This is a genomic window from Vibrio neptunius (genome assembly GCF_000967495.1).
GTDB classification, from domain to species: domain Bacteria; phylum Pseudomonadota; class Gammaproteobacteria; order Enterobacterales; family Vibrionaceae; genus Vibrio; species Vibrio neptunius.
In genome coordinates, this window is sequence record NZ_JXXU01000011.1 from 163,000 (window position 1) to 185,938 (window position 22,939).

At 45.4% G+C, this 22,939-nt stretch carries 18 protein-coding genes; 8 read left to right on the forward strand and 10 right to left on the reverse strand.

Annotated features, from left to right (window positions below):
* Positions 1-226: 226 nt before the first annotated feature.
* From TW84_RS04890 to TW84_RS04900, 3 genes are all read left to right on the forward strand, one after another.
* Positions 227-2,161, forward strand: a complete 1,935-nt coding sequence (locus TW84_RS04890; RefSeq protein WP_045974551.1) for a PrkA family serine protein kinase — start codon at positions 227-229, stop codon at positions 2,159-2,161.
* A gap of 135 nt (positions 2,162-2,296) precedes the next feature.
* The gene (locus TW84_RS04895) at positions 2,297-3,568 is read left to right on the forward strand and encodes a YeaH/YhbH family protein (protein ID WP_045974552.1); all 1,272 of its coding nucleotides are present in this window, start codon (positions 2,297-2,299) and stop codon (positions 3,566-3,568) included.
* Positions 3,569-3,578: 10 nt separating this feature from the next.
* Positions 3,579-5,117 carry a SpoVR family protein gene (locus TW84_RS04900; RefSeq protein ID WP_045974553.1) on the forward strand — a complete coding sequence of 513 codons (1,539 nt, stop codon included), beginning with the start codon at positions 3,579-3,581 and terminating at the stop codon, positions 5,115-5,117.
* A 26-nt stretch (positions 5,118-5,143) separates the two neighbouring features.
* On the opposite strand, the gene kdsB is transcribed toward TW84_RS04900, so the two are convergent.
* Genes kdsB through TW84_RS04925 form a run of 5 tightly spaced genes read right to left on the reverse strand, consistent with a single transcriptional unit; the run spans position 5,144 to position 11,085 of the window.
* Positions 5,144-5,896: a 3-deoxy-manno-octulosonate cytidylyltransferase gene (gene kdsB / locus TW84_RS04905; RefSeq protein WP_045974554.1), complete on the reverse strand. Its 753-nt coding sequence runs from the start codon at positions 5,894-5,896 to the stop codon at positions 5,144-5,146.
* Positions 5,896-6,075: a Trm112 family protein gene (locus TW84_RS04910; protein WP_038229582.1), complete on the reverse strand. Its 180-nt coding sequence runs from the start codon at positions 6,073-6,075 to the stop codon at positions 5,896-5,898. Before TW84_RS04910 ends, kdsB begins: the two co-directional genes overlap by 1 nt.
* Positions 6,056-7,063, reverse strand: a complete 1,008-nt coding sequence (gene lpxK, locus TW84_RS04915) for a tetraacyldisaccharide 4'-kinase (protein ID WP_045974555.1) — start codon at positions 7,061-7,063, stop codon at positions 6,056-6,058. Before lpxK ends, TW84_RS04910 begins: the two co-directional genes overlap by 20 nt.
* Positions 7,064-7,066: 3 nt before the next feature.
* Positions 7,067-8,815 carry a lipid A ABC transporter ATP-binding protein/permease MsbA gene (gene msbA / locus TW84_RS04920; protein ID WP_045974556.1) on the reverse strand — a complete coding sequence of 583 codons (1,749 nt, stop codon included), beginning with the start codon at positions 8,813-8,815 and terminating at the stop codon, positions 7,067-7,069.
* 32 nt (positions 8,816-8,847) lie between these two features.
* Positions 8,848-11,085 (reverse strand): DNA internalization-related competence protein ComEC/Rec2, encoded by a 2,238-nt coding sequence (locus TW84_RS04925; RefSeq protein WP_052707885.1) that lies wholly within the window; start codon positions 11,083-11,085, stop codon positions 8,848-8,850.
* 8 nt (positions 11,086-11,093) lie between these two features.
* Here TW84_RS04925 and TW84_RS04930 point away from each other — a divergent pair, with 8 nt between their 5' ends.
* Positions 11,094-11,624, forward strand: a complete 531-nt coding sequence (locus TW84_RS04930; RefSeq protein ID WP_045974557.1) for a DUF2062 domain-containing protein — start codon at positions 11,094-11,096, stop codon at positions 11,622-11,624.
* A gap of 111 nt (positions 11,625-11,735) precedes the next feature.
* Here TW84_RS04930 and lolE read toward each other — a convergent pair whose 3' ends face one another.
* Genes lolE through lolC form a run of 3 tightly spaced genes read right to left on the reverse strand, consistent with a single transcriptional unit; the run spans position 11,736 to position 14,869 of the window.
* Positions 11,736-12,980, reverse strand: a complete 1,245-nt coding sequence (lolE, locus tag TW84_RS04935) for a lipoprotein-releasing ABC transporter permease subunit LolE (protein WP_045974558.1) — start codon at positions 12,978-12,980, stop codon at positions 11,736-11,738.
* Between the two features lies 1 nt (position 12,981).
* Positions 12,982-13,668 carry a lipoprotein-releasing ABC transporter ATP-binding protein LolD gene (gene lolD / locus TW84_RS04940; protein WP_045974559.1) on the reverse strand — a complete coding sequence of 229 codons (687 nt, stop codon included), beginning with the start codon at positions 13,666-13,668 and terminating at the stop codon, positions 12,982-12,984.
* On the reverse strand, positions 13,661-14,869 hold the full coding sequence (gene lolC / locus TW84_RS04945) for a lipoprotein-releasing ABC transporter permease subunit LolC (protein ID WP_045974560.1): 1,209 nt from the start codon (positions 14,867-14,869) through the stop codon (positions 13,661-13,663). The genes lolD and lolC overlap by 8 nt, the downstream gene beginning before the upstream one ends.
* A 165-nt stretch (positions 14,870-15,034) precedes the next feature.
* Between lolC and TW84_RS04950 the strand changes: the two genes are divergently transcribed.
* The 4 genes from TW84_RS04950 to TW84_RS04965 are packed head-to-tail and all read left to right on the forward strand — an operon-like array spanning position 15,035 to position 20,509.
* Positions 15,035-15,604, forward strand: coding sequence for a hypothetical protein (locus TW84_RS04950; protein WP_045974561.1), 570 nt, complete (start codon positions 15,035-15,037; stop codon positions 15,602-15,604).
* Between the two features lie 7 nt (positions 15,605-15,611).
* Entirely contained in the window at positions 15,612-19,073 is a 3,462-nt protein-coding gene (mfd, locus tag TW84_RS04955) for a transcription-repair coupling factor (RefSeq protein ID WP_045974562.1), read from the forward strand.
* A gap of 55 nt (positions 19,074-19,128) precedes the next feature.
* On the forward strand, positions 19,129-19,902 hold the full coding sequence (locus TW84_RS04960; protein WP_045974563.1) for a peptidoglycan binding protein CsiV: 774 nt from the start codon (positions 19,129-19,131) through the stop codon (positions 19,900-19,902).
* 58 nt (positions 19,903-19,960) lie between these two features.
* Entirely contained in the window at positions 19,961-20,509 is a 549-nt protein-coding gene (locus TW84_RS04965) for a GNAT family N-acetyltransferase (RefSeq protein ID WP_045974564.1), read from the forward strand.
* A gap of 129 nt (positions 20,510-20,638) precedes the next feature.
* On the opposite strand, the gene TW84_RS04970 is transcribed toward TW84_RS04965, so the two are convergent.
* Complete coding sequence (locus TW84_RS04970) at positions 20,639-21,928, reverse strand: NAD(P)/FAD-dependent oxidoreductase (RefSeq protein ID WP_045974565.1); 1,290 nt, start codon at positions 21,926-21,928, stop codon at positions 20,639-20,641.
* Positions 21,929-22,339: 411 nt separating this feature from the next.
* Positions 22,340-22,882: an alpha/beta hydrolase YcfP gene (gene ycfP, locus TW84_RS04975; protein WP_045974566.1), complete on the reverse strand. Its 543-nt coding sequence runs from the start codon at positions 22,880-22,882 to the stop codon at positions 22,340-22,342.
* Between the last annotated feature and the right edge of the window lie 57 nt (positions 22,883-22,939).

The window sequence follows — 22,939 nt, forward strand, 5'->3', positions numbered from 1 at the left end:
CTATACCAGTAAGAAAACACATTCATACTGAAGATATCAACTTATTTGCACTTTGAACCGCTCAAATTCAGCCAATAGACGACAATCGGTCAAACATCACAATTTGCAAATAAACACATATTTTTTAAGCAGAATTCTAAAAACCAACTAGTCTTAACTAGGAAAGGATTTGTTTTTTCTATGCGGGTTGATTGTCTACAAAGACAGGTTCAGAGGGGAATTCATTATGAGTATTTTCGACCATTACCAAGCGCGCTACGAAGCTGCCAAGGATGAAGAATTATCTTTACAGGAATTCTTGACGCTATGTAAAGATGATAAAAGTGCTTACGCTAATGCTGCAGAGCGTTTGCTGATGGCTATCGGCGAACCAGAGCTAATCGATACTGCGCAAGATCCATGCTTAAGCCGAATTTTTTCAAATCGGGTCATTTCCCGATACGAAACCTTTAAAGATTTTTACGGTATGGAAGAAGCGATTGAACAAATCGTTTCCTACCTAAAACACGCAGCACAAGGTTTAGAAGAACGTAAACAGATCCTTTATTTACTAGGACCTGTGGGCGGCGGTAAATCTTCGCTGGCTGAAAAGCTCAAGGCGCTTATGCAACAGGTGCCTATTTACGTGCTCTCTGCAAACGGTGAACGAAGCCCAGTAAACGACCACCCATTCTGCTTGTTCGACGTCGGTGAAGATGGCGAACTGCTCAAACGAGAATACGACATCGAGAAGCGCTATTTACGTTCGATTATGTCGCCATGGGCAGCTAAGCGTCTCCATGAGTTCGGTGGCGACATTACTAAGTTTAAAGTCGTGAAAGTTCGTCCTTCTATTTTGGATCAGGTCGCCATTGCGAAAACAGAACCGGGAGATGAGAACAACCAAGACATTTCCTCATTGGTGGGTAAAGTCGATATTCGTCAGCTTGAGCATTATTCTCAGGACGACCCAGATGCATACAGCTACTCAGGTGCCCTGTGCCGTGCAAACCAAGGTTTGATGGAATTCGTTGAGATGTTTAAGGCACCAATAAAAGTGCTCCATCCTTTATTAACCGCAACTCAAGAAGGTAATTACAACGGTACCGAAGGCCTTTCAGCCTTGCCTTTCGATGGTATGATACTGGCTCACTCAAACGAGTCAGAATGGCAAACTTTCCGCAATAACAAGAACAATGAAGCCTTCCTCGACCGCGTTTACATCGTCAAAGTGCCTTACTGTTTGCGAGTTGCAGAAGAAGTGAAGATCTACCAAAAACTATTGGATCACTCTGAACTGGCAAAAGCACCGTGCTCTCCCAGCACGCTGGAGCTGTTGTCCCAATTCAGTATTCTGTCGCGCCTTAAAGAACCTGAAAACTCATCTATTTTCTCCAAGATGCGCGTTTACGACGGTGAAACTCTGAAAGATACCGACCCTAAAGCGAAAAGTTACCAAGAATATCGAGATTTCGCTGGCGTTGATGAAGGTATGTCGGGTCTATCCACCCGTTTCGCGTTTAAGATCTTGTCTCGAGTGTTCAACTTCGATCAAACCGAAGTCGCAGCAAACCCAGTTCACTTGTTCTACGTTATTGAGCAACAAATCGAACGTGAGCAGTTCCCTCAGGAAACCGCCGAGAAGTATTTGGAATTTTTGAAGGGCTATTTGGTTCCGCGCTACGTCGAGTTCATCGGAAAAGAAATTCAAACCGCTTACCTTGAGTCTTACTCTGAATACGGTCAAAACATCTTTGACCGCTACGTCACGTACGCTGATTTCTGGATTCAAGATCAGGAATATCGTGACCCAGAGACAGGCCAGCTATTTGACCGTTCAGCGTTAAACAACGAGCTTGAGAAAATAGAAAAAACAGCAGGCATCAGTAACCCTAAAGATTTTCGTAATGAGATAGTCAACTTTGTTCTTCGTGCGCGTGCTAATAACAATGGGCAAAACCCAGTTTGGACTAGTTATGAAAAGCTCCGTACTGTGATTGAGAAAAAAATGTTCTCAAATACGGAAGAACTATTACCCGTTATCTCCTTCAATGCGAAAACCTCTTCTGAGGATCAGAAGAAACACGACGACTTTGTCGCTCGTATGATGGAGAAAGGCTATACCGAGAAGCAAGTCCGCTTGCTATCGGAATGGTATTTACGCGTACGTAAATCATCTTAATAGCTAAAACAACCTTCCTCTGAACGAGAGAGGAAAGCCAATGAATTACCTGCCAGAGTGAATCTTTGGCAGGAGATTGGATGCGAACAAGATGCATGCGCTTAATAAGTGCATGTACCACAAGAGGGGTGACTCATGGCGCAATTTATTGACCGACGACTGAACGGGAAGAATAAGAGCGCGGTAAACCGTCAGCGTTTCTTACGTCGTCATAAAGAACAAATCAAAGAATCTGTCGCAGACGCAGTCAATCGCCGTTCAATCACGAATACAGAAACTGGCGAGGATGTCGCTATTCCTCATAAAGACATCAAAGAGCCTATTTTTCACCAAGGGAAAGGGGGGATGAAAGAGCGAGTCCACCCTGGTAACGATCAGTTTATTACTGGTGATAAAATCGAACGTCCAAAAGGCGGAGGCCAAGGTGGCGGATCCGGTGAAGGCGACGCTAGCCCAGATGGCGAAGGCCAAGATGAATTTGTTTTTCAGATTTCAAAAGATGAGTATCTGGATATCCTGTTCGAAGACTTAGAGCTGCCGAATTTAGAAAAAAGTCAAATCAACAAAATTACAGAGTGGAAAACTCACCGCGCTGGTTATCAAACCGCAGGTGTGCCCGCTAACATCGCCATTGTAAAGTCTCTACAGCAATCTCTCGCACGTCGAACAGCGATGACCGCGGGTAAAAAACGTATGTTGAGAGAATTGGAAGAAGAGCTCGATCAAGTAAAAATGAGTGAGCCAGCTCAGCTACTAGAAGAAAAAAGACTCAAAAAGGAGATTAAGGACCTTAGAAGAAAGATCGACACAGTTCCCTTCATCGATACCTTCGACTTAAGATTTAAAAACTACGAACGCCGCCCTATTCCATCCAGTCAAGCTGTCATGTTTTGTTTGATGGATGTATCAGGGTCGATGGATCAAGCAACAAAAGATATCGCCAAGCGTTTCTACGTACTCCTCTACTTATTCTTAACCCGCACTTACGAGAACGTTGATGTTGTATTCATTCGCCATCACACTCAAGCAAAAGAAGTAGACGAACATGAGTTCTTCTACTCACAAGAAACGGGCGGTACTATCGTTTCAAGCGCTCTAAAACTAATGAAGGAAATCGTTGAAGATCGCTATCCTGTCGGTGAATGGAATATTTATGCGGCGCAAGCGTCCGACGGCGATAACTGGGCCGATGATTCTCCACGTTGTCGTGAGTTACTCACCAAAAACCTATTACCCAATTGTCAGTACTACTCCTACATCGAAATCACTCGCCGCTCTCATCAGACCCTATGGCATGAGTACGAGAAGCTGGAAGATGCCTTTGACAACTTCGCAATGAAAAACATTCGTAGTGTTGAAGACATATTCCCAGTATTCCGAGAGCTATTCAAAAAAGAAACCGCTTAGGGAGGCTGCTATGGCAACGAAAACGAAAAAGGCAACCAAGAAGAAGACGCTGCCAGATGGCCCAGATTGGACATTTGATCTTCTCGAACGTTATCACATTGAAATCAAGCGAGTGGCTGAGCTCTATCGTTTAGATACTTATCCAAACCAGATCGAAGTCATTACTTCCGAACAAATGATGGATGCCTACTCAAGCATTGGTATGCCAATCAATTACAATCACTGGTCATTTGGCAAAAAGTTTATTCAGACCGAACAAGGCTACAAACACGGTCAAATGGGTTTAGCCTATGAGATCGTTATCAATTCCGATCCTTGTATCGCATACCTGATGGAAGAGAATACGGTCACCATGCAGGCATTGGTAATGGCACACGCCTGTTATGGCCACAACTCATTTTTTAAGGGCAATTATCTGTTCCAAACCTGGACCGACGCCAGCTCTATCATTGATTATCTATTGTTTGCCAAAAAATACATTGCAGATTGCGAGCAGAAATATGGCGTCAAAGAGGTGGAGGAGCTCCTGGATTCCTGCCACGCTTTGATGAACTTTGGCGTAGACCGATATAAACGCCCAGAGAAGATCTCCATCGCAGAAGAGAAAATGCGTCAGGAGGAACGAGAAGCTTATCTCCAATCCCAAGTGAACGATCTATGGAGAACCGTCCCTAAAGGTAAAGTTGAACAAGAAGAAGCAAAGGTTCGTTTCCCTTCTGAGCCTCAGGAAAATATTTTATATTTCATTGAAAAGCATGCGCCGCTACTTGAGTCATGGCAACGAGAAATAGTACGTATCGTGCGTAAAATCAGTCAGTACTTCTACCCTCAAAAACAAACTCAGGTAATGAACGAAGGTTGGGCGACATTTTGGCACTACACCATCCTCAACCATATGTACGATGAAGGATTGGTGACCGAACGTTTCATTCTTGAGTTTCTACACAGCCATACCAGCGTTGTTGCGCAGCCTGCTTACAACAGTCCTTACTTCAGCGGAATCAACCCTTATGCACTTGGGTTTGCAATGTTCCGGGATATTCGTAGGATTTGTGAAGAGCCGACGGATGAAGACAAAGAGTGGTTCCCAGAGCTAGCGGGCACCGATTGGTTGGAAGCCGTTCATTTTGCGATGAAAAATTTTAAGGATGAAAGCTTCATCAGCCAATACCTCTCTCCTAAGCTAATGCGTGACTTTAAACTCTTTGCCATTACTGACGACGACAGGAAAAACTATATCGAAGTCACGGCGATCCACAATGATATCGGTTACCGGAGCATCCGAGAGAAGCTTGCTGGTCAATACAATCTCAGTAGTTTAGAGCCTAATATTCAAGTGTTTAATGTTGATGTGCGAGGTGACCGCTCACTGACTCTTCAATATGTCCCACATGATCGTATTCCGCTCGATAATAGCTATGACGAAGTGCTGAAGCATCTGTACCGGCTATGGGGATTCGACGTCATTTTAGAAGAAGTTAAAGAGTCAGGACGACGCGAGATTCTCGGTACATGTCCAAAACGCAATGACTACGATGGCAAGATATAGAAAAAAAAGGCCCTAACGGGCCTTTTTTATTGATTGGCAACGAGCTTTCTCACTGCTTCTAAGTCTTCTAGTGTATCAACGCCAGCAGGTGGAACCTGCTCCGCCACCTCAACATGAATTTTTTCACCGTACCACAGCACTCGAAGTTGCTCTAATCTTTCGATTTTCTCTAAGGCCGTTGGCGCCCAGTTTATATAAGTATTCACAAATCCAGCGCGATAAGCATAGATACCGATGTGGCGCATCAATGGTTGGGCAATCACTTTACCGCCATTGGCAAAATGGTCTCGATCCCAAGGGATAGTCGCTCGACTAAAGTACATCGCATAACCGTCTTTATCTGTCAGCACTTTAACCGCGTTCGGGTTGAACACCTCGTCTTCATGGGATATTTCAACCGCTAGCGTTGCCATAGGAGCTTGGCTATTCGCTAGATTATTTGCGACCTGCGTAATAATCGCAGGCGGGATCAGCGGCTCATCGCCCTGCACATTAACGATCACATGATCTTCAGGAATGCCCATGAGTTCGACAACTTCCGCTAAGCGTTCTGTGCCAGAATCATGGTCAGCAGAGGTCATACAAACCTCGCCACCGAACTTCTTGACGGCATTCACAACACGCTCATCATCGGTTGCGACAATCACTTTCTCTGCGCCTGCCTGCAATGATTGTTCGTAGACCCATTGAATCATTGGTTTACCACTGATGTCGGCGAGTGGCTTACCCGGCAAACGTGTCGACTGATAGCGTGCAGGTATAACGACGGTAAAGGCCATTATCGTCCCTCTTCCATACTCATGTGGCGCGCTTCAGGCTCGAGGAGAACCGGAATGCCCTCTTTAATCGGGTAGGCGAGACGATCCAACTTACAGATCAGCTCTTGTTTATCTTTATCGAAGGTAAGCTTACCTTTACATACTGGGCAAGCGACGATCTCAAGCAGTCGGTGGTCCATATTTTTCTTTAACCTCTTTAATCTTACTTAAAATGCGCGTCTCATCTTCGGGACTAAAGCTAGCAGTTACTGGTAAGTACCACCAATTTTCTTCTGCATAACTCGCACATTTTACTGCATCTTTTTCTGTCATAATCAGATGTTGTCCACGGCTAGCCAAGGTTTGCAACTCTGACGGTTCAAAGTCTTTATGATCGGGAAAACCTTGAGTGACGACTGTTCTCGCGCCAAGTTTTTCCAATGTCTTAAAAAACCTTGGTGGATGACCAATACCCGCCATCGCCACCAGCTGTTCAAGCTCACTAACTGGAGTTTTGTCTCTGGTTTTTAGATTCACTGCCAAGCTAGGTGTCAAAGTCATAGCCGCTTCATTCTCGTGAGCTCGTCCACCGTTAGTTATGATGAAATCGACCTCGTTCAACCGACTGGGCGCCTCACGTAAGGGCCCAAGTGGTATCAATTTTTCACTACCAAAGCGACGGTTACCGTCCACCACGACGATTTCAATGTCTCTTCGGAGTGCATAGTGCTGTAGGCCGTCATCGGTAATAACAATGTCAACGCCAAGAGGTAACAAGGCTTTGACAGCATCACTGCGTACCGGAGACACCGAAACGGGTGCTTGTGTACGTTTGAAAATCAACTTGGGCTCATCACCACAATGCTTGGTCGGTGTGTGTTCTTCAACAATGAGTGGATAGCTCGGCGCTTTGGCACCATATCCACGAGACACCACACCTGGCTTGTACCCCAGGGATTGTAGTTGCTCCACCAGCCAAATGACGACAGGAGTCTTTCCATTACCGCCTGCGGTAATATTTCCGACCACAATAACGGGGACAGGTGCTTGGTAACTGGCTTTGCTACCAGACATGAATGCTCGCCGTCTTGAACGACTGATCATTCCAAACGCCAAACTAAGCGGCCACAGTAATGGCCACAGAGCATAGCGTAGAGGATGATTTTCAAACCAGATTTTTTCAATCACAGCTTAAGCACCAAACTGTATTCGGTGCAACTGTGCATAGGCACCATTTTTCTCAATCAAAGTGCTGTGGTCCCCACGCTCAACGATTTCACCTTCATCAACCACCAAAATTTCATCGGCGCTTTCAATCGTCGATAGCCTGTGCGCAATAACGAGTACCGTTTTATTTTTCTGTAACTCATCCAACGCAGATTGAATCGCTTTTTCAGATTCGGTATCGAGTGCAGACGTTGCCTCATCCAGAATCAAAACTGGCGCATCTCGCAGTAAAGCGCGTGCGATAGCGATTCGTTGGCGCTGACCTCCAGATAAGCTGGTGCCATTTTCGCCAATAACAGTATCTAGGCCTTGTTCCATGTTGTCGATAAAGTCCATCGCATAAGCCAACCGAGCAGCTTTTTCAATCTGCTCTCGGCTGTATTCATCCGTAGCGGCATAGGCGATATTATTGGCAATGGTATCGTTAAATAGGTGGACATTTTGCGACACTAAAGCGAAATGACTGCGAAGATTGGTCAGTTTGTAGTCACGCACATCGTGTCCATCAAGCTCGATGCTACCTGAATCAACGTCGTAGAATCGAGTAAATAAATTGGCTATCGTACTTTTACCGGAACCCGAACGACCGACAAGCGCAACTGTCTTCCCTCTTGGTATATCAAAGCTGACATTACGCAGCGCTGGTGATTCTTTATCTTGATAGGTAAATGTGACGTCTTTAACGACAACGTCACCCCGAACAGCCTTCGCTTCGTACTTACCGTTATCTTGCTCGGTTTCTAGGTCCATTAGTGCAAACAAAGTCTGACTCGCCGCCATACCACGCTGAAACTCAGACGTAACGTTAGTCAGAGCTTTCAATGGACGCAATAGGCCAAACATCGCAGAGAACACAACAGTAAAGGTACCGGGCGTTAAATGTTCTTTGATTGAGTCCACACTCGCCAAGAACAGCACCACAACTAAAGCGATAGAAGCGATGATCTGAATCACTGGGTTAGCAATAGCTTGTGCAGCGACTAACTTCATCGACTGCTGACGCATCTGGTTGCTCACGTGATCAAAACGCTGACGTTCAACGTTCTGACCGCCATAGCTTAGTACGACTTTGTGCCCTTTTAGCATTTGCTCAGCAGAGGCAGTCACATGCCCCATAGTATCCTGCATACTCTTAGAGATCTTGCGGAAACGCTTCGACACAACCCCAATTGCCCAAGCCACTAAAGGTGCTACGATGAAAAGGACTAATGAAAGCTGCCAACTGTGCCAGAACATCAGAACGAGTAGACCAATAATACTTGCGCCTTCGCGTACAATACTCACCAATGCACGACTGGTCGCACCCGCTACCTGTTCCGAATCGTAAGTAATCCTAGACAGCAACCCACCTGTGGATTCTTTATCAAAATAGGACACTGGCATGTGCATGAATTGGCTAAAAATACGTCGACGCATCAGCATCACAACGTTACCTGACACCCAACTCAAACAATAGGAAGAAACAAATCCACTCAACCCTCTAACAACCATCATGCCAAACACAATGAAAGGCAAAACGCGAAGAAAATTAGATTCGCTATCCCCAAAGCCTTCATCAAGCAAAGGTTTGAGTAGCGACACCATATATGTATCGGCAACCGCATTAATAATGAGAGCAACGACGGCAACAGCGAGACCAGCTTTGTAAAGACGAACATAGGTCCAGAGACGCTTGAAAGTCTGCAAGGTTGTTTCATCTTGATTAAGAGACATAGAACTGCTTATTTTTTCTTACAATAATCGTACTATTCTACTCCCTTCCGTAGCATCTGCCTATACCAAGCCAGCCCTTTCCACTCTCTCATGGCATCAATTTTCCAATGGTTTGCATAGAAACTAATACTAACTTGACCGTCTTCTCCCGTATCAAACCATTGCACGCCTCGACCAGTATAACGTGCCACCACATTAGGATCGGGCAATCGCCACTTCCCATTTAATGCCGATGAGGCGATGGCAACCTTCGGGCTCACCACTTCAATAAACCTAGGCGTGGATGACGTTTTACTACCGTGATGTGGAACAATCAAAATGTCACTGCGAAGAGCTTTGGGTTCCCTTACAAGAAGCCATTCAACAATCGCCTCAATATCTCCAGGCAACAAAATCGATTGCTTGTATTCCGGATGTGACACTCTCACTACACACGAATGAGGGTTGTAAGCCCGGCGTACCGATTCAACTGGCCACAAAAACTCTAATGTTAACTGGCCCCACGTGAGGATATTTCCTTTTGAACACATTTGAGCTCGAGTCAGTTTTTGGCTAGCCATTAGACGTTCTGGTTGCCAGTCACGCAACAACATCTCTAGGCCACCTGCGTGATCACTATCGGTATGAGATATCACTAGCATGTCTAGCTTACTCACACCGTGATACCGAAGAAAAGGCGTAATCACCTGGGCAGCAATACTCCCCCCCTGCCAGGCTATTCCAGTATCATAGATGAAAGCTTGCGAACCTTGCTTTACGATAATGGCCAGGCCATGGCCTACATCTAAAACAAAGACCTGCCATAAGGGCTTATCTTTCCAATCAACGAAGTACACTAGCGTACACAATACAAATAGGGCTTTCCCGTGGCGACTAAGCACAGTAGAGGACAACAGCAACAACAGCCCCGCGACGGAAAGGATGACTAGGGAGTGGCTTAATGGAAACCAACTAGTGCCAGAGAAAGGCAGTACATAAATAACGGGGGCGATAGTGATATCAACCCAATGCCAAAGTACTGATACATTCAACATAGTATCTGCCACCAACGCCAATAAACTTAACGGCACAACGACAAAGCTAAACCAAGGTACAAAAATAAGGTTGTATACAAAACTGGCGACACTCAGGCCCTGAAATACTATGGCGACTATCGGTGTCATCCCTATAACCAGAGCCAGTTGCAGTTTAAGGACATTTACCCAAGCTGACGATGACCGACTTTGCAATGAAGAAAACATCAAAATGATCGCAACAGCCCACATAGATAGCCAAAGACCTGAAGAAGCGGCAGTAAACGGATCCAACAGTAAAAGCCAAGATAGAATAAGAAGCCATTTATAGCTTGCAGGGAGGTGTTTAAAAGAGATCGTCAACAACGCGGCTAGACAGCATGTCCACAATGCTCGTTGAGTCGGGACAGAAAAACCAGCTAACCAAGCGTAGCAACAAGCGCATATTATCGCGATCACGAACGGAACGGTAAATCCATTAGGGAAAAGCCTGAGGAATAGTTTTCCTAGGCACCAACCAAGAAAAAAAACAATGCCGATATGCAGACCTGATATCGCGATAAGATGACTCAGGCCACTCGCTTTGAGCTGCTCTTTCAGTTCGAGTGAGAGGCTATCTCGTACGCCAAATGTCAGTGCTAAAATCAAACCTTTACTCGACAGAGACTCCACGGATTTAGACACTTTCTGGTACAACTCGTAGCGCATAGAACCAGAATGACGAAACCGGTAAGGTGTTTTGATTGCCACGTTAGCTCTACCGACTATACGCCGCTGAAGTGCGTACTTTTCGACATCAAAGCCCACATCATTGAGCATACCCACAATAGGCTTAAGCCTGACTCTCGCCCCAACCTGATCTCCGGGAGAAAGCAAAATAGGAGAGACAAGCCAGATTCGCGGCTGGGCAAAAGTGGGCAATTCTTCACCATTGATTGATCTCACCACGGCTTCACCTTGAAACCCGTGACTTATTTGCTTAAAAAAGCTGTCAACCTCAGCATTTATGGTAATATCCTGACCTGCTTGGAAAAGCATTGCCCGCTGATGGCGTAAAAGGTGACTGTGTATGACGATTATCAGGCATGCGAACACAGGACCAACACACCACCTTAGCGATTTTGACCTTATACTGAGTATCAAGGCCAATAAACAGGGAAACAACCACTCCCATGATGGCATGTACCACCAGAACTGAGCGGTTGATATAAGGAATGAGAACGAGATAAGCGTCCAGTAATTTAAGTAGAGAGTCATATTTCCCTATGCCAAGAAAATTCATCAAACGCTTTATGCCTGACCATGAAGTAATAAAGCGTCAGAAAGCACTCAAAGTTTTTGGCAACGTGCTATACAACCCCAATCTATGGTGTCTCAACCGCCGTTCCGCGTCTGGGGCATTTGCTGTTGGCCTGTTCATGGCTTTCGTCCCATTACCCAGCCAAATGATCATGTCTGCTGGCTTGGCCATTCTTTGCGGCGTTAATCTCCCTCTGTCGGTAGCTTTAGTTTGGGTAAGTAATCCTATCACTATGCCAGTGCTGTTCTATTTTGCTTATAAAGTAGGGGCTTGGGTTATGCACATTCCTCCTCAACCCTTTCATTTTGAGTTGTCATGGGAATTTATTCTTCACCAAATGAGCACTATAGGCCCTCCCTTTCTACTTGGCTGCATGATTTGCGGCCTGGTATCTGCAATTGCCGGCTATTTTGGAATCAAAGCTTTATGGAGATATTCTGTTGTCCGCAGTTGGCAACAACGAAAAATTAGATTAGGCGGATTACTTAAAAAGTAAATGTTGCGTGAATAAGATTTCGGGAAGACTGACTAGGCTGTGTAACTGTCTTGTCGACTCATAGTGAAAAAGGACCGAAACGGTCCTTTTTTATTGAATATTTAAACACTTTTATTTCGCGCTGAGTACAGTGGCAGGATTGAGTTTACTCGCTCGCGATGCAGGATACCAAGTAGCTAATAAGCTTAATATGATCGCCGTTCCCGAGACCAATGCAACATCGGAAAGATTAATCTGCGAAGGAAGGAAATCAACAAAGTAAATATCCCCTGATAAAAACTGATGACCAATTAAGCTCTCTAATCCTTTGATGAGCTGAGTAAGGTTTGCAGCAATCAAAACCCCTACAACACTACCCACAACACTGCCCAATACACCTGAAAAAACGCCTTGCCAGACAAAAATCCGTCGAATAAGTCGATCGGTTCCCCCCATCGTCCTCAGTATGGCAATTTCCGATGCACGATCTTTCACTGCCATCATCAACGTCGATACAATATTGAAGCTAGCAACACCAATCACCAGCACCATCACCAAATACATAATTGTTCTGACGAGCTGTATATCTCGATACAAGAAACCATAATTTTGCTGCCAACTGCGTAAATAGACATACACATTGAGTGTATTACCAGCCTCTCGCACAATTTGTGTCGCATTCAAAACATCAGAGACTCTCAACGATACACCTGTCACAGCTTCGCCTAACTTTGCGTATTGCTGAGCATCTTTCAGAGGAACCAAAGCAAGGTTATGGTCAATCTGTCCATTGAGCTTCAGCAGGCCGGCAACTCTAACACGAACACGTTTAGGTGCCTGAACCTTCGTCGTCGACCCCGCCGTTGGGATCATCAGGGTGATATAATCCCCTTTAGACACGCCTAATACCTCTGCAACCCCTTGACCTAAGATGGCCTGCTGTTTACCAGCTTTAAACTGCTTCCACACATCTGCATCAATGTATTGGCTCATATTGGAGACCGTTGACTCTTGCTTGGGCTCAATACCTCGGATTTCCAACGCTTTAAGCTGCGAACCTTTCTCAGCTAACGCTGTCATCTTTACATATGGGGCTGCCGCTTCCACTTGTGGGTGCTTTTCAGCTTGCTCAACGACAGACTGCCAATCCTCCAGTGGTCCACGAACGCCTTCAAACTCACCATGAGCAACAACTGACAGAACACGATCTTTGAGTTCACGTTCGAATCCATTCATTGCCGACAGGCCAATGATGATCACCGCCACTCCCACTGCAATACCAATCGTCGAAGACAGTGAGATGAACGACACCATTTTATTGCGCTGCTTGGCACGGCTAAAACGGCCACCAATAAATAGGGAGAGTGAAGAGAACAAATTACGCCTCCTCAATGTTTAACAACAGGCCATCTTGCATATGCAGTTGGCGATCCATTTTGCTCGCCAATTCTCCATCATGCGTAACCACCAAAAACGCGGTTCCATACTGTTCATTGAGCTCGCGCATCAAGTCGTAGATGGCCAATGCAGTCTTATGGTCTAAATTGCCGGTTGGCTCATCGGCTAGCACTAAGTCTGGGTTGTTCACTAATGCGCGGGCAATAGCCACACGTTGACGTTCACCACCAGACAGCTCAGACGGACGATGATCAATACGATGACTCAAGCCAACTTTGTCCAGAAGCGCTTTTGCTGATTCTTTCGCCTTAGCGACTTTAGTTCCGCCAATAAGTAGCGGCATGGCAACGTTCTCTAAGGCACTGAAGTCTGCCAAAAGGTGATGAAACTGATAAACAAAACCCAGATGTTGGTTGCGAAGCTTAGCTTGTTTATTCGAACTCAGATGAGAGAGATGTTGGCCAAGGAAAGTTACTTCACCCTGCGTGGTATCATCTAACGCTCCTAAAATGTGGAGCAAAGTGCTCTTCCCTGATCCTGAAGAACCAATAATCGATACCAGCTCTCCTTTTTTCAGTTCGAAACTCACCCCTTTGAGTACTTGAGTATCAAGAGAACCCTCGCGGTATGTTTTACATATATTATGACATTGAAGCAGGTTACTCATATCTCAAAGCCTCAGCTGGTTTTACGGAAGATGCACGATAAGCAGGGAAAAGTGTTGCTAGAAGGCTGAGTAAGATAGCCAGAGCAACCACGACACTGATTTGGGCAGGATTTATCACAATCGGTAGTTCACCGCCAACAGCAAACAACGCAATGCCCGCACTTTCAAGTAGTGCGTTGATATTACTCGCCAGTAGCACGCCTAACACACCACCAAATAGGGCGCCTATCACACCACTACTGGCCCCTTGAACCATGAATATCGCCAGAACTTGTCTATCTTTCATTCCCTGAGTTTTTAAAATCGCTACTTCAGACTGTTTTTCCATCACGACCATAATCAAAGCGGAAATAATGTTGAAGGCGGCAACGCCAATAATTAATCCTAACATCAAGCCCATCATATTTTTTTCCATTCGAACAGCTTGAAATAATTCGCCTCGTTGATCTCGCCAGTCTTGCCATTGCCAACCTTCAGATAATGGCTGTTTACTCAACTCCGCCACCACAAACGGATCATCGAAAAACAAACGCCAACCAGTGATGGTGTTCTGCTTGAAACGCAGTAAACGCGCTGCATCGTCAATATGAGTCAACATAAGTTGACCATCAACATCGGAGCCTGTGTTGTAAATTCCAGCTACCGTAAAAATCCGCTGGCTCGGAATTCGACCAAGTGGCGTAAATTGACTTGCATTGGTGACCATTAAACGTACCTTATCGCCGAGCGAGACATCCATTGCTCTCGCCAAAGTATGGCCAATGAACACCTGATACTTACCAGGCTGTAAGGAAGATAATCGACCTGCAATCAAATGCGACTGGATCGGGTCTTTGTCACTAGGCGTGATACCGATTAGCAAACCAGCAGACAGATTGTCCGAGCTTTGAATCACAGCTTCACTTTGAACGATGGGCTGTGGGGACGCGGCTGTCGATAGTGCCACAGCGAAATCAGGCGCTTGATCGGTATAAAGTGTTTTACCATCCGCCTCTGAAACAATGGCCTGTGGTAAAACACCAAGAATTCGACCTTTTAGCTGTGCTTCAAAGCCATTCATGACAGATAGCACAGTAACCAAAGACATCACACCAATCGTGATACCTGCGGTAGACATATAAGAGACAAAACGGCTGAACCTATCACCGGAACGACCGCGTAGGTAGCGCAAACCGATAAAAGTGGAAATCGGATGGTACATATATAAAACCAATAACGTTTGATAGGCGATACTGTAACGATTTATAGCTGTGGGTTGTAGTCCCTAATTGCTAATTAGACGTCAAAATGTGTGTTAAACAATGACATACCTTGATTAGTTGCTTCTTATGGCGATAATCAAAGGATAATTTAAAGGAATTTTCGCATGTCTGATCAAGAATACTTCACTGTTCACCACAAAATGACCGTCAACGTAGAGCCGCTGGCTCAAGATGAAGCATTGCCAAGTTTTGAACAGTTTGAAGGAGAAATTCCAGCCCCTTTTTTAGTCGCCAGTGAGTTTAGCCACCTCGATCTTCTCAATGACAACGCCAGGACTGAGTTAAAGAATAATGACTTCCGGCATGTTATTGAGTTACTCGACACTCAAAACGCAAAACTCAATTTACTACTGACTTTTATGCTGTCGCAGCAAGATGATGAGCAATACCGACATCAAACCCTCTCTTTTGGCGCTAGTAAATTTAGCTACGCTGCTGAAGGAAAACTTCCATTGAATACAAAAGCACGTGTAAAAATGTTTATGGATCATCCCCCTGCAGCTATCTACTGCTACGGTCACGTTGAAAACTGTGAGCTGAAAGATGATCGATACATTGTTACCTTAAAGTACGACCTATTGCGCGATCAGGACGAGGATCTTCTGATTAAAGCCGCTCTCTATCAGCAACAAAAATTACTTCGTCAGCGTTCATTGCAACGCGACAAACAATAGTTTCATTATGCCTATTACATCGCTTTTAAATCTGGCTAACCCAACGGGTTCCGGAGACAAAAAACAGGTCGGTAACCTGCAAGGAGCCAGTTTGGCACTTGCTATTGCTGAACTTGCTAATCAACATACCAGCCACACACTCGTCGCTGTCGCTGACCCTCAAACAGCGCTAAAGCTGCTTCAAGAAGTCGAGCAATTTACGGATCAAGACGTATCGCTGTTTCCCGATTGGGAAACATTACCCTACGACAATTTTTCTCCGCATCAGGAAATCATTTCTGACCGAATTGCTCGCTTGTATCAGCTACCGACTCAATCCAGTGGTATTACCATCATTCCAGTGAATACCCTGTTGCAAAGACAGTCTCCAAGAGAATTCTTACTGCAACACACATTAATGGTCAAAGTGGGCGACCAGTATTCACTCGAAAAGTTGCGTATTCAATTAGAAAAATCCGGCTATCGACACGTCGATCAAGTGTTTGGCCCGGGCGAATACGCCAGCCGCGGTTCGATTCTTGATCTCTTTCCAATGGGGGCAAATGACCCATTCCGAATCGACTTTTTTGATGACGAGATCGATACGATTCGTACTTTTGATCCAGAAAACCAACGCTCTATTGAAGACGTTGAAGATATTCGCCTACTACCCGCCCATGAATTTCCAACCACAGACAGCGCTATTGAAGATTTTCGTATCCGCTGGCGTCAGCGGTTTGAAACGAGACGAGAACCCGAATCAATCTACATGCAGGTTTCTAAAGGTACGTGGCCTGCAGGCATCGAGTACTGGCAACCGTTATTTTTCGATTGCACCGAAACCTTGTTCGACTACATTGCCGATAACAGCCAATTAATCACAATTGGTGACTTAGAAGACGCCATCGATCATTTTCTCACCGATGTCGACTACCGTTACGACCAACGCAAAGTGGATCCACTCAGGCCTCTATTGCCGCCAGAAGAATTATGGTTGAAAAAAGACGAGCTATTCCGTCATTTTAAATCATTGCCTCAGGTGCAACTTTCTGCTGATTCGGTGACAGAAAAACTAGGGCGTACTAACCCAGCCGTTCAATCTCTGCCAGAGTTGGCTGTTCAGCACCAAAGCAAGGAACCCATGTCGGCGCTTCGCCAGTTTAGCGAAAGCTTTAATGGCAAAGTCGTTTTCTCAGTCGAGTCTGAAGGCCGCCGTGAGGCCTTACTTGAGCTTCTTCAAAGTATTAAGCTTCGCCCAATTGAACACATAAGTTTCTCTGCAGCGACACAAAGCAGCGATAAATTTACCTTAGTACTTGGTGCTTCCGAGCACGGATTCCTTTTTGGTGACAATCAGGTCGCTTTGATCTGCGAAAGTGACTTACTCGGTGACCGAGTTATTCAGCGTCGTCGTAAAGATCGTAAAGTCACCAACAGCGATGCCGTGATACGTAACCTTGCTGAGCTTAAACCCGGCCAGCCTGTCGTCCACATCGATCACGGTATTGGCCGCTATATCGGCCTGCAAACGTTGGAAGCCGGTGGAATGACTACCGAATACGTCACGCTGGAATACCAGAATGACGCTAAGCTCTATGTTCCGGTTGCGGCATTGAACCTCATCAGCCGTTACTCAGGTGGTGCAGAAGAATCCGCACCATTGCACAAACTTGGTGGAGAAGCTTGGGCGAAAGCACGTCGCAAAGCGGCAGAAAAAGTACGAGATGTCGCCGCAGAGCTGCTTGATGTTTACGCTAAACGAGAACTTAAGCCAGGCTATAAATTCGACCTTGATCGCGATCAGTACGCAACATTCAAAGCTGGCTTCCCGTTTGAAGAGACAGATGACCAGTCAATGGCGATCAACGCCGTTATGTCTGACATGTGTCAGGCTAAAGCGATGGATCGTTTGGTGTGTGGTGATGTGGGCTTTGGTAAAACAGAAGTCGCGATGCGTGCTGCGTTTCTTGCCACAGACAATGGCAAGCAAGTCGCGGTACTGGTGCCGACGACTTTACTCGCTCAGCAACATTTCGAAAACTTCAGAGACCGTTTTGCTAATCTACCCATTCGCGTTGAAGTACTCTCACGCTTCAAAACAGCCAAGGAACAAAAGCAAGTATTACAAGATATTGAAGATGGCAAAATCGACCTAGTCGTCGGTACACACAAACTCTTGTCTAATGACATCAAGTTCAAAGACCTTGGCCTGCTAATTGTCGATGAAGAACACCGGTTTGGTGTCCGGCAAAAAGAGAAAATGAAGTCAATGCGCACTGATGTCGATATTTTAACGCTCACCGCAACGCCAATCCCACGAACGCTAAATATGGCGATGAGTGGTATGCGCGACTTATCGATCATCGCCACTCCACCAGCAAGACGTCTCGCAATCAAAACCTTTGTCAGACAGAGTGATGATGCAGTCGTGCGAGAGGCTGTATTACGTGAAATTATGCGCGGTGGTCAGGTTTACTTCTTGCACAATCAAGTTGAGACCATAGAAAAAGTTGCTGCCGATCTGGAGAAGCTCATTCCAGAGGCTCGTGTGACCGTAGCCCACGGCCAAATGCGCGAGAGAGAACTCGAACGTATCATGAATGATTTTTACCACCAGCGCTTTAACTTACTGGTGTGTACCACTATCATCGAAACAGGTATCGATGTGCCAACCGCTAATACCATCATTATGGACAGAGCGGATAACCTCGGTCTTGCTCAGTTGCACCAGTTACGTGGTCGTGTAGGACGTTCTCATCATCAGGCATACGCTTACCTGCTAACACCTCATCCAAAAGCCATCACGAAAGATGCTATTAAGCGCCTTGATGCCATTGCTTCATTGGAAGATTTAGGTGCAGGCTTTACTCTTGCGACTCACGATCTTGAAATTCGCGGGGCGGGAGAGCTCCTCGGTGACGAGCAAAGCGGGCAAATTCAGTCAGTTGGGTTTACTTTGTACATGGAAATGCTTGAGCAAGCCGTCGAGGCACTGAAGGAAGGTAAAGAGCCTTCTCTAGACGAACTACTCAGAGAGCAAACAGAAGTCGAGATGCGCTTGCCCGCTCTACTGCCTGATGATTACATTCCGGACATCAACACTCGCCTATCCATGTACAAGCAAATCGCCAGCGTATCAGACAAGACCGAGCTGGACGAGCTCAAAATCGAACTGATCGATCGCTTTGGGCTTTTACCAGATGCAACCAAAAATCTTCTATCTGTATCAGAAATAAAGCTTGAAGCGGGCGCCATTAAAGTGAAGAAAATCGAAGCGCATGACAAAGGTGGATTCATTGAGTTCTATCCTGACGCTGACATAAATCCGGCCTATTTGGTTAAACTATTGCAATCTCAACCACAAAAATTCGCAATGGAAGGCCCAACTAAGTTCAAGTTTACGGTACCATTGGTTGACAGGCGTAAGAGAATTCAATTTGTTGGTGACATGTTGGGAGAGTTCCAACAAAACCTATTACCACAAGCCTGATCAACTCAGGCTTAACTAATTTTCCAAGGTGTAACCACCTTACGATGGAGTTGTAATGAAAAAGTTGATCCCACTGCTACTTCTGGTTGTCGCTATGCCATCTTGGGCAAAACGCCAGTTTGATATAGAAGTGATCATTTTTAAGCGCGCGGTTAATCCAGAACAGACTGCTGAATCTTGGCCAAACGCAGTCCCTGATATTTCAATGAAGAGAGTCGGAAACTTGAATGATACTGGCTACCGCGCTCAAAAAGGAGTCTCGCTGCTGCCAGCGTCTTCATACAAGCTTAACCCTCAAGTTCGAAAACTGAAAAATCATGCGGGGTTCAAAGTTCTGCTGCACACCGCATGGCGCCAAGGAGACGGTAATCGCTACGTCGCCCCGACATTCCATATTCAAGCGGGTCGAGACTTCTCAGGCCAATTCATGCCTGACGGTTCTCAAAGAGCATCAGAGACTAGTACAGAAGTCATTAACGGAGTTACTGAAGAAAGCATTGCATCGCCACTTTATGAATTGGATGGCAAATTGCAAGTTTACGTCGAGCACTACCTGTATGCAGATGTTAAGCTGGATTTGAAAGCACCAAGTGTAAGGGATATAACATTCGAAGCAAAACCTCTTGAGTTTACTCCAACTAACGACGTGACTGCCGAAAACACGGTTCAAGTCGGCTTAATGGAAGATGTGACGCCGATGGTACACACCGAAGAGTTTCTAAAGAGTTACCGCATGGACCAAAAGCGCCGTATGCGCAGCACAGAAACCCACTTCTTAGATCACCCTTTGCTTGGGATGATCATTCAGGTGCGCCGTGTCGCGCAATAATCTGAAATAAGTCACAGTCAACAGCCCTTTAAGGGCTGTTTTTTGATAAAGGAGCGTTATGGGTCCGGATTACCACATCATTACACCTAGGTTGGTTTTAAAACTGATACCTCAAGAAGATGCAAAAACACTGGCTCAATGTGTCCTTCAATCTCCCAGCCTTCACCGCTGGATAGATTGGTGCCATGACAAGTTCACGATTCAAGAAGCAGAACGTTTTATTCTCGCCACTCGCTTGAATTGGATCAAATCGGAAGCTTACGGTTTCGGTCTTTATCGTCGTAGTGACCATGCGCTAATTGGTATGGTGGCAATCAACGAGTTCTACCACACCTTTAATATGGCCAGTTTGGGTTATTGGCTGCATGACTCATATCACAAACAAGGCTATGCGAAAGAAGCTTTGGATGCCTTGATAGAATTTTGCTTCGCTCAGCTTAAGATCACGCGGATTGAAATCGTTTGTGACCCCGACAATATTCCAAGTCAGCAACTGGCAGAATCCTGTGGTGCGCAATTTGAAGTAAGTGCTGAAAACCGCTATTTGTTCAATGGGCAACCTAAGCAAGGGCTGGTCTATTCCATAATTCCGACCAACAACTCCTAATTGTAAGAGCCATCAAGAGCCTTTGGCCAAGGCTGCAAAGTATCATTATGCAATGTTCATCAACTTACTAAATTAGAACATGCAAAAAAGAGCACCCCACAGTGCTCTTTCATTGTTAACGCTTTTTGATTAGTGCAGTTTAAGGTTTGGACGAAGCACCCGATTTATCCGCCCCATCAAAATAATCAAGGCGGTTTTGAACACACCATGCAACGCCATTTGATGTAAACGATACAAGGATATATAAACCACTCGAGCAATGCGTCCTTCCACCATCATAGAGCCTTTAGTTAAGTTACCCATCAGGCTACCTACTGTTGAAAACTGGCTCAAGGAAACTAAGGAGCCTTTATCCTTGTAGATATAGGCTTTCATTTCACGACCGTTCAATTTAGCAACGATATTGGAAAATGCGCAGCTTGCCATTTGGTGAGCAGCCTGAGCACGTGGAGGCACAAATGAGCCATCAGCTTGCGTACACTGAGCTAAGTCACCGATGACAAAAATATCGTCATCCAGTGTCGTTTGTAACGTATCTTTCACCACAAGCTGGTTAATACGATTCGTTTCTAAGCCACCTATATCTTTAACGAAGTCAGGCGCTTTGATACCTGCAGCCCAAACCATAATTTGAGCTGGGATCTTTTCACCCTCTTTAGTAATAAGACCATCTTTACCAGCTTCAGTGATCATAGTGGTGGTACGCACATTCACCCCTAACTTCGTCAGCTCATGATGCGCGGCACTGGAGATTCTTGGAGGCAGAGCGGGAAGAATTCGCTCACCAGCTTCAATTAAGTTGACGTTAAGCTTGCTAGAGTCAAGGTCGCCAAAACCATAAGTGCGAAGCTCTTTGACTGCATGATGAAGCTCTGCGGAGAGTTCAACGCCAGTCGCACCAGCACCGACGATAGCAATATCCACCGTACCATGACCATGTTTGGCATGCAGCTTGAGAAACTCATTGTTCATCTCAGTTCTAAATTTATAAGCTTGCTCTGTACTATCGAGGAAAATACAGTGCTCCCTGACGCCCGGGGTATTGAAGTCATTAGAAGTCGAGCCCAACGCCATAACAAGGATGTCGTATTCAAGCTCACGGCTTGGCATCAAAAGCTCATCATGCTCATCTCTGAGTTCGCCTAGCCTGATCACTTTACGTTCTCTGTCGATGTCTTCAAGACTCCCCATTTGGAAATCAAAATGATGGTTTTTTGCATGAGCACGATAGCTAAGGGCGTCGACGCCCTCATCCAATGACCCTGTCGCTACCTCATGCAATAGAGGTTTCCACAAGTGACTGGCCTTACGGTCGACCAATGTCACTTTCGCTCTCTTTTTTCTACCCAGTGTACGACCAAGTTTGGTCACAAGCTCAAGTCCGCCTGCACCACCGCCTATTACGATAATTCGAGTCACAACAACTTTCCTCTAAAGATAAAAACTAGGTTTCGAGTCGAAGAGTTCGCCCCGATGAAATTGTGTAATATTGGCCAATCTGCTGAACCAGGTTCAGTCTTAGGATTAAATGGGCCAGTAGAGGTTTATGCGTAAAATACAGCGCGAAAATTGGACTAATAGTCTGATGACTCCAAACTACGAGCTCAGGCTCTAGCTTAAAATGGACGAATTTTAAGATTCGCTCTCAATTTTTTTTGATATTTATCAACAAATTTATAGTTGATTCATTATATCGGCCGGAGTGTACCGCGCAACCATATATTGCGCGAATCACACTTAATTTTTCCTTAATGTCTATTTAGATGCATAACGAAAAAGCGACGTGCTCTATTGACGTCGCTTTTCAAGAAACTGAGTTAGAAATGAAGTTTAGCTATCTGCTTTAAACGCCTTAATGGTCTGCAGATGTTGAGAGATTTTCTTAAACTTATGAGTCTCATTTTCATCCCAGATAATTTGGTAATGTTTCTCAAGTGCCTGAGCCGTTTGGCGGTTGTCATGCACCTCATCATCTTTAGATAGGATCACCAAACACCGGTCTTTGTTTTTGCTACGAAATTCTTCGACACATTTTGTGGCTATGTCTTCATACTCTTCAGGACGATCTATCCGTCCTTGCATGTTGTTTTCCGGATGCAAGTTAGGGTTAAAAATCACCTGCTTAATACCACACAAAAAACCAATACGCTCCGACCAATATCCCCCCAGACCGACACCACAAACAATGGCTTCACGGTCGCCAGATTGCTCTATCGCTTTGTGGACCTCTTTGAGTAGGTGCTGCATATCATGCTTGGGGTGTAAAGTACTGTAGCTGATAAAACGGACATCATCGTCGATAAACTGCAGTTGAAGCACTTTTTCGTGGTTACCCGGACTCGTTGAGTCGAAACCATGTAAGTAAATAATCATTCTATCACCCTCAATTCTTGTCAGCTTAATCTACCATGATTTGTAAGGTTTTAAAGT

Bases quoted from the DNA above. Each gene is read 5' to 3' on its own strand.
- ycfP (WP_045974566.1), bottom strand. From the start codon at position 22,882: ATGATTATTTACTTACATGGTTTCGACTCAACGAGTCCGGGTAACCAC.
- kdsB (WP_045974554.1), bottom strand. From the start codon at position 5,896: ATGGCCTTTACCGTCGTTATACCTGCACGCTATCAGTCGACACGTTTG.
- TW84_RS04960 (WP_045974563.1), top strand. From the start codon at position 19,129: ATGAAAAAGTTGATCCCACTGCTACTTCTGGTTGTCGCTATGCCATCT.
- mfd (WP_045974562.1), top strand. From the start codon at position 15,612: ATGCCTATTACATCGCTTTTAAATCTGGCTAACCCAACGGGTTCCGGA.
- TW84_RS04950 (WP_045974561.1), top strand. From the start codon at position 15,035: ATGTCTGATCAAGAATACTTCACTGTTCACCACAAAATGACCGTCAAC.
- TW84_RS04895 (WP_045974552.1), top strand. From the start codon at position 2,297: ATGGCGCAATTTATTGACCGACGACTGAACGGGAAGAATAAGAGCGCG.
- TW84_RS04900 (WP_045974553.1), top strand. From the start codon at position 3,579: ATGGCAACGAAAACGAAAAAGGCAACCAAGAAGAAGACGCTGCCAGAT.
- lolC (WP_045974560.1), bottom strand. From the start codon at position 14,869: ATGTACCATCCGATTTCCACTTTTATCGGTTTGCGCTACCTACGCGGT.
- lolD (WP_045974559.1), bottom strand. From the start codon at position 13,668: ATGAGTAACCTGCTTCAATGTCATAATATATGTAAAACATACCGCGAG.
- msbA (WP_045974556.1), bottom strand. From the start codon at position 8,815: ATGTCTCTTAATCAAGATGAAACAACCTTGCAGACTTTCAAGCGTCTC.
- TW84_RS04890 (WP_045974551.1), top strand. From the start codon at position 227: ATGAGTATTTTCGACCATTACCAAGCGCGCTACGAAGCTGCCAAGGAT.
- TW84_RS04930 (WP_045974557.1), top strand. From the start codon at position 11,094: ATGCCAAGAAAATTCATCAAACGCTTTATGCCTGACCATGAAGTAATA.
- TW84_RS04910 (WP_038229582.1), bottom strand. From the start codon at position 6,075: ATGGACCACCGACTGCTTGAGATCGTCGCTTGCCCAGTATGTAAAGGT.
- TW84_RS04965 (WP_045974564.1), top strand. From the start codon at position 19,961: ATGGGTCCGGATTACCACATCATTACACCTAGGTTGGTTTTAAAACTG.
- TW84_RS04925 (WP_052707885.1), bottom strand. From the start codon at position 11,085: ATGACTCTCTACTTAAATTACTGGACGCTTATCTCGTTCTCATTCCTT.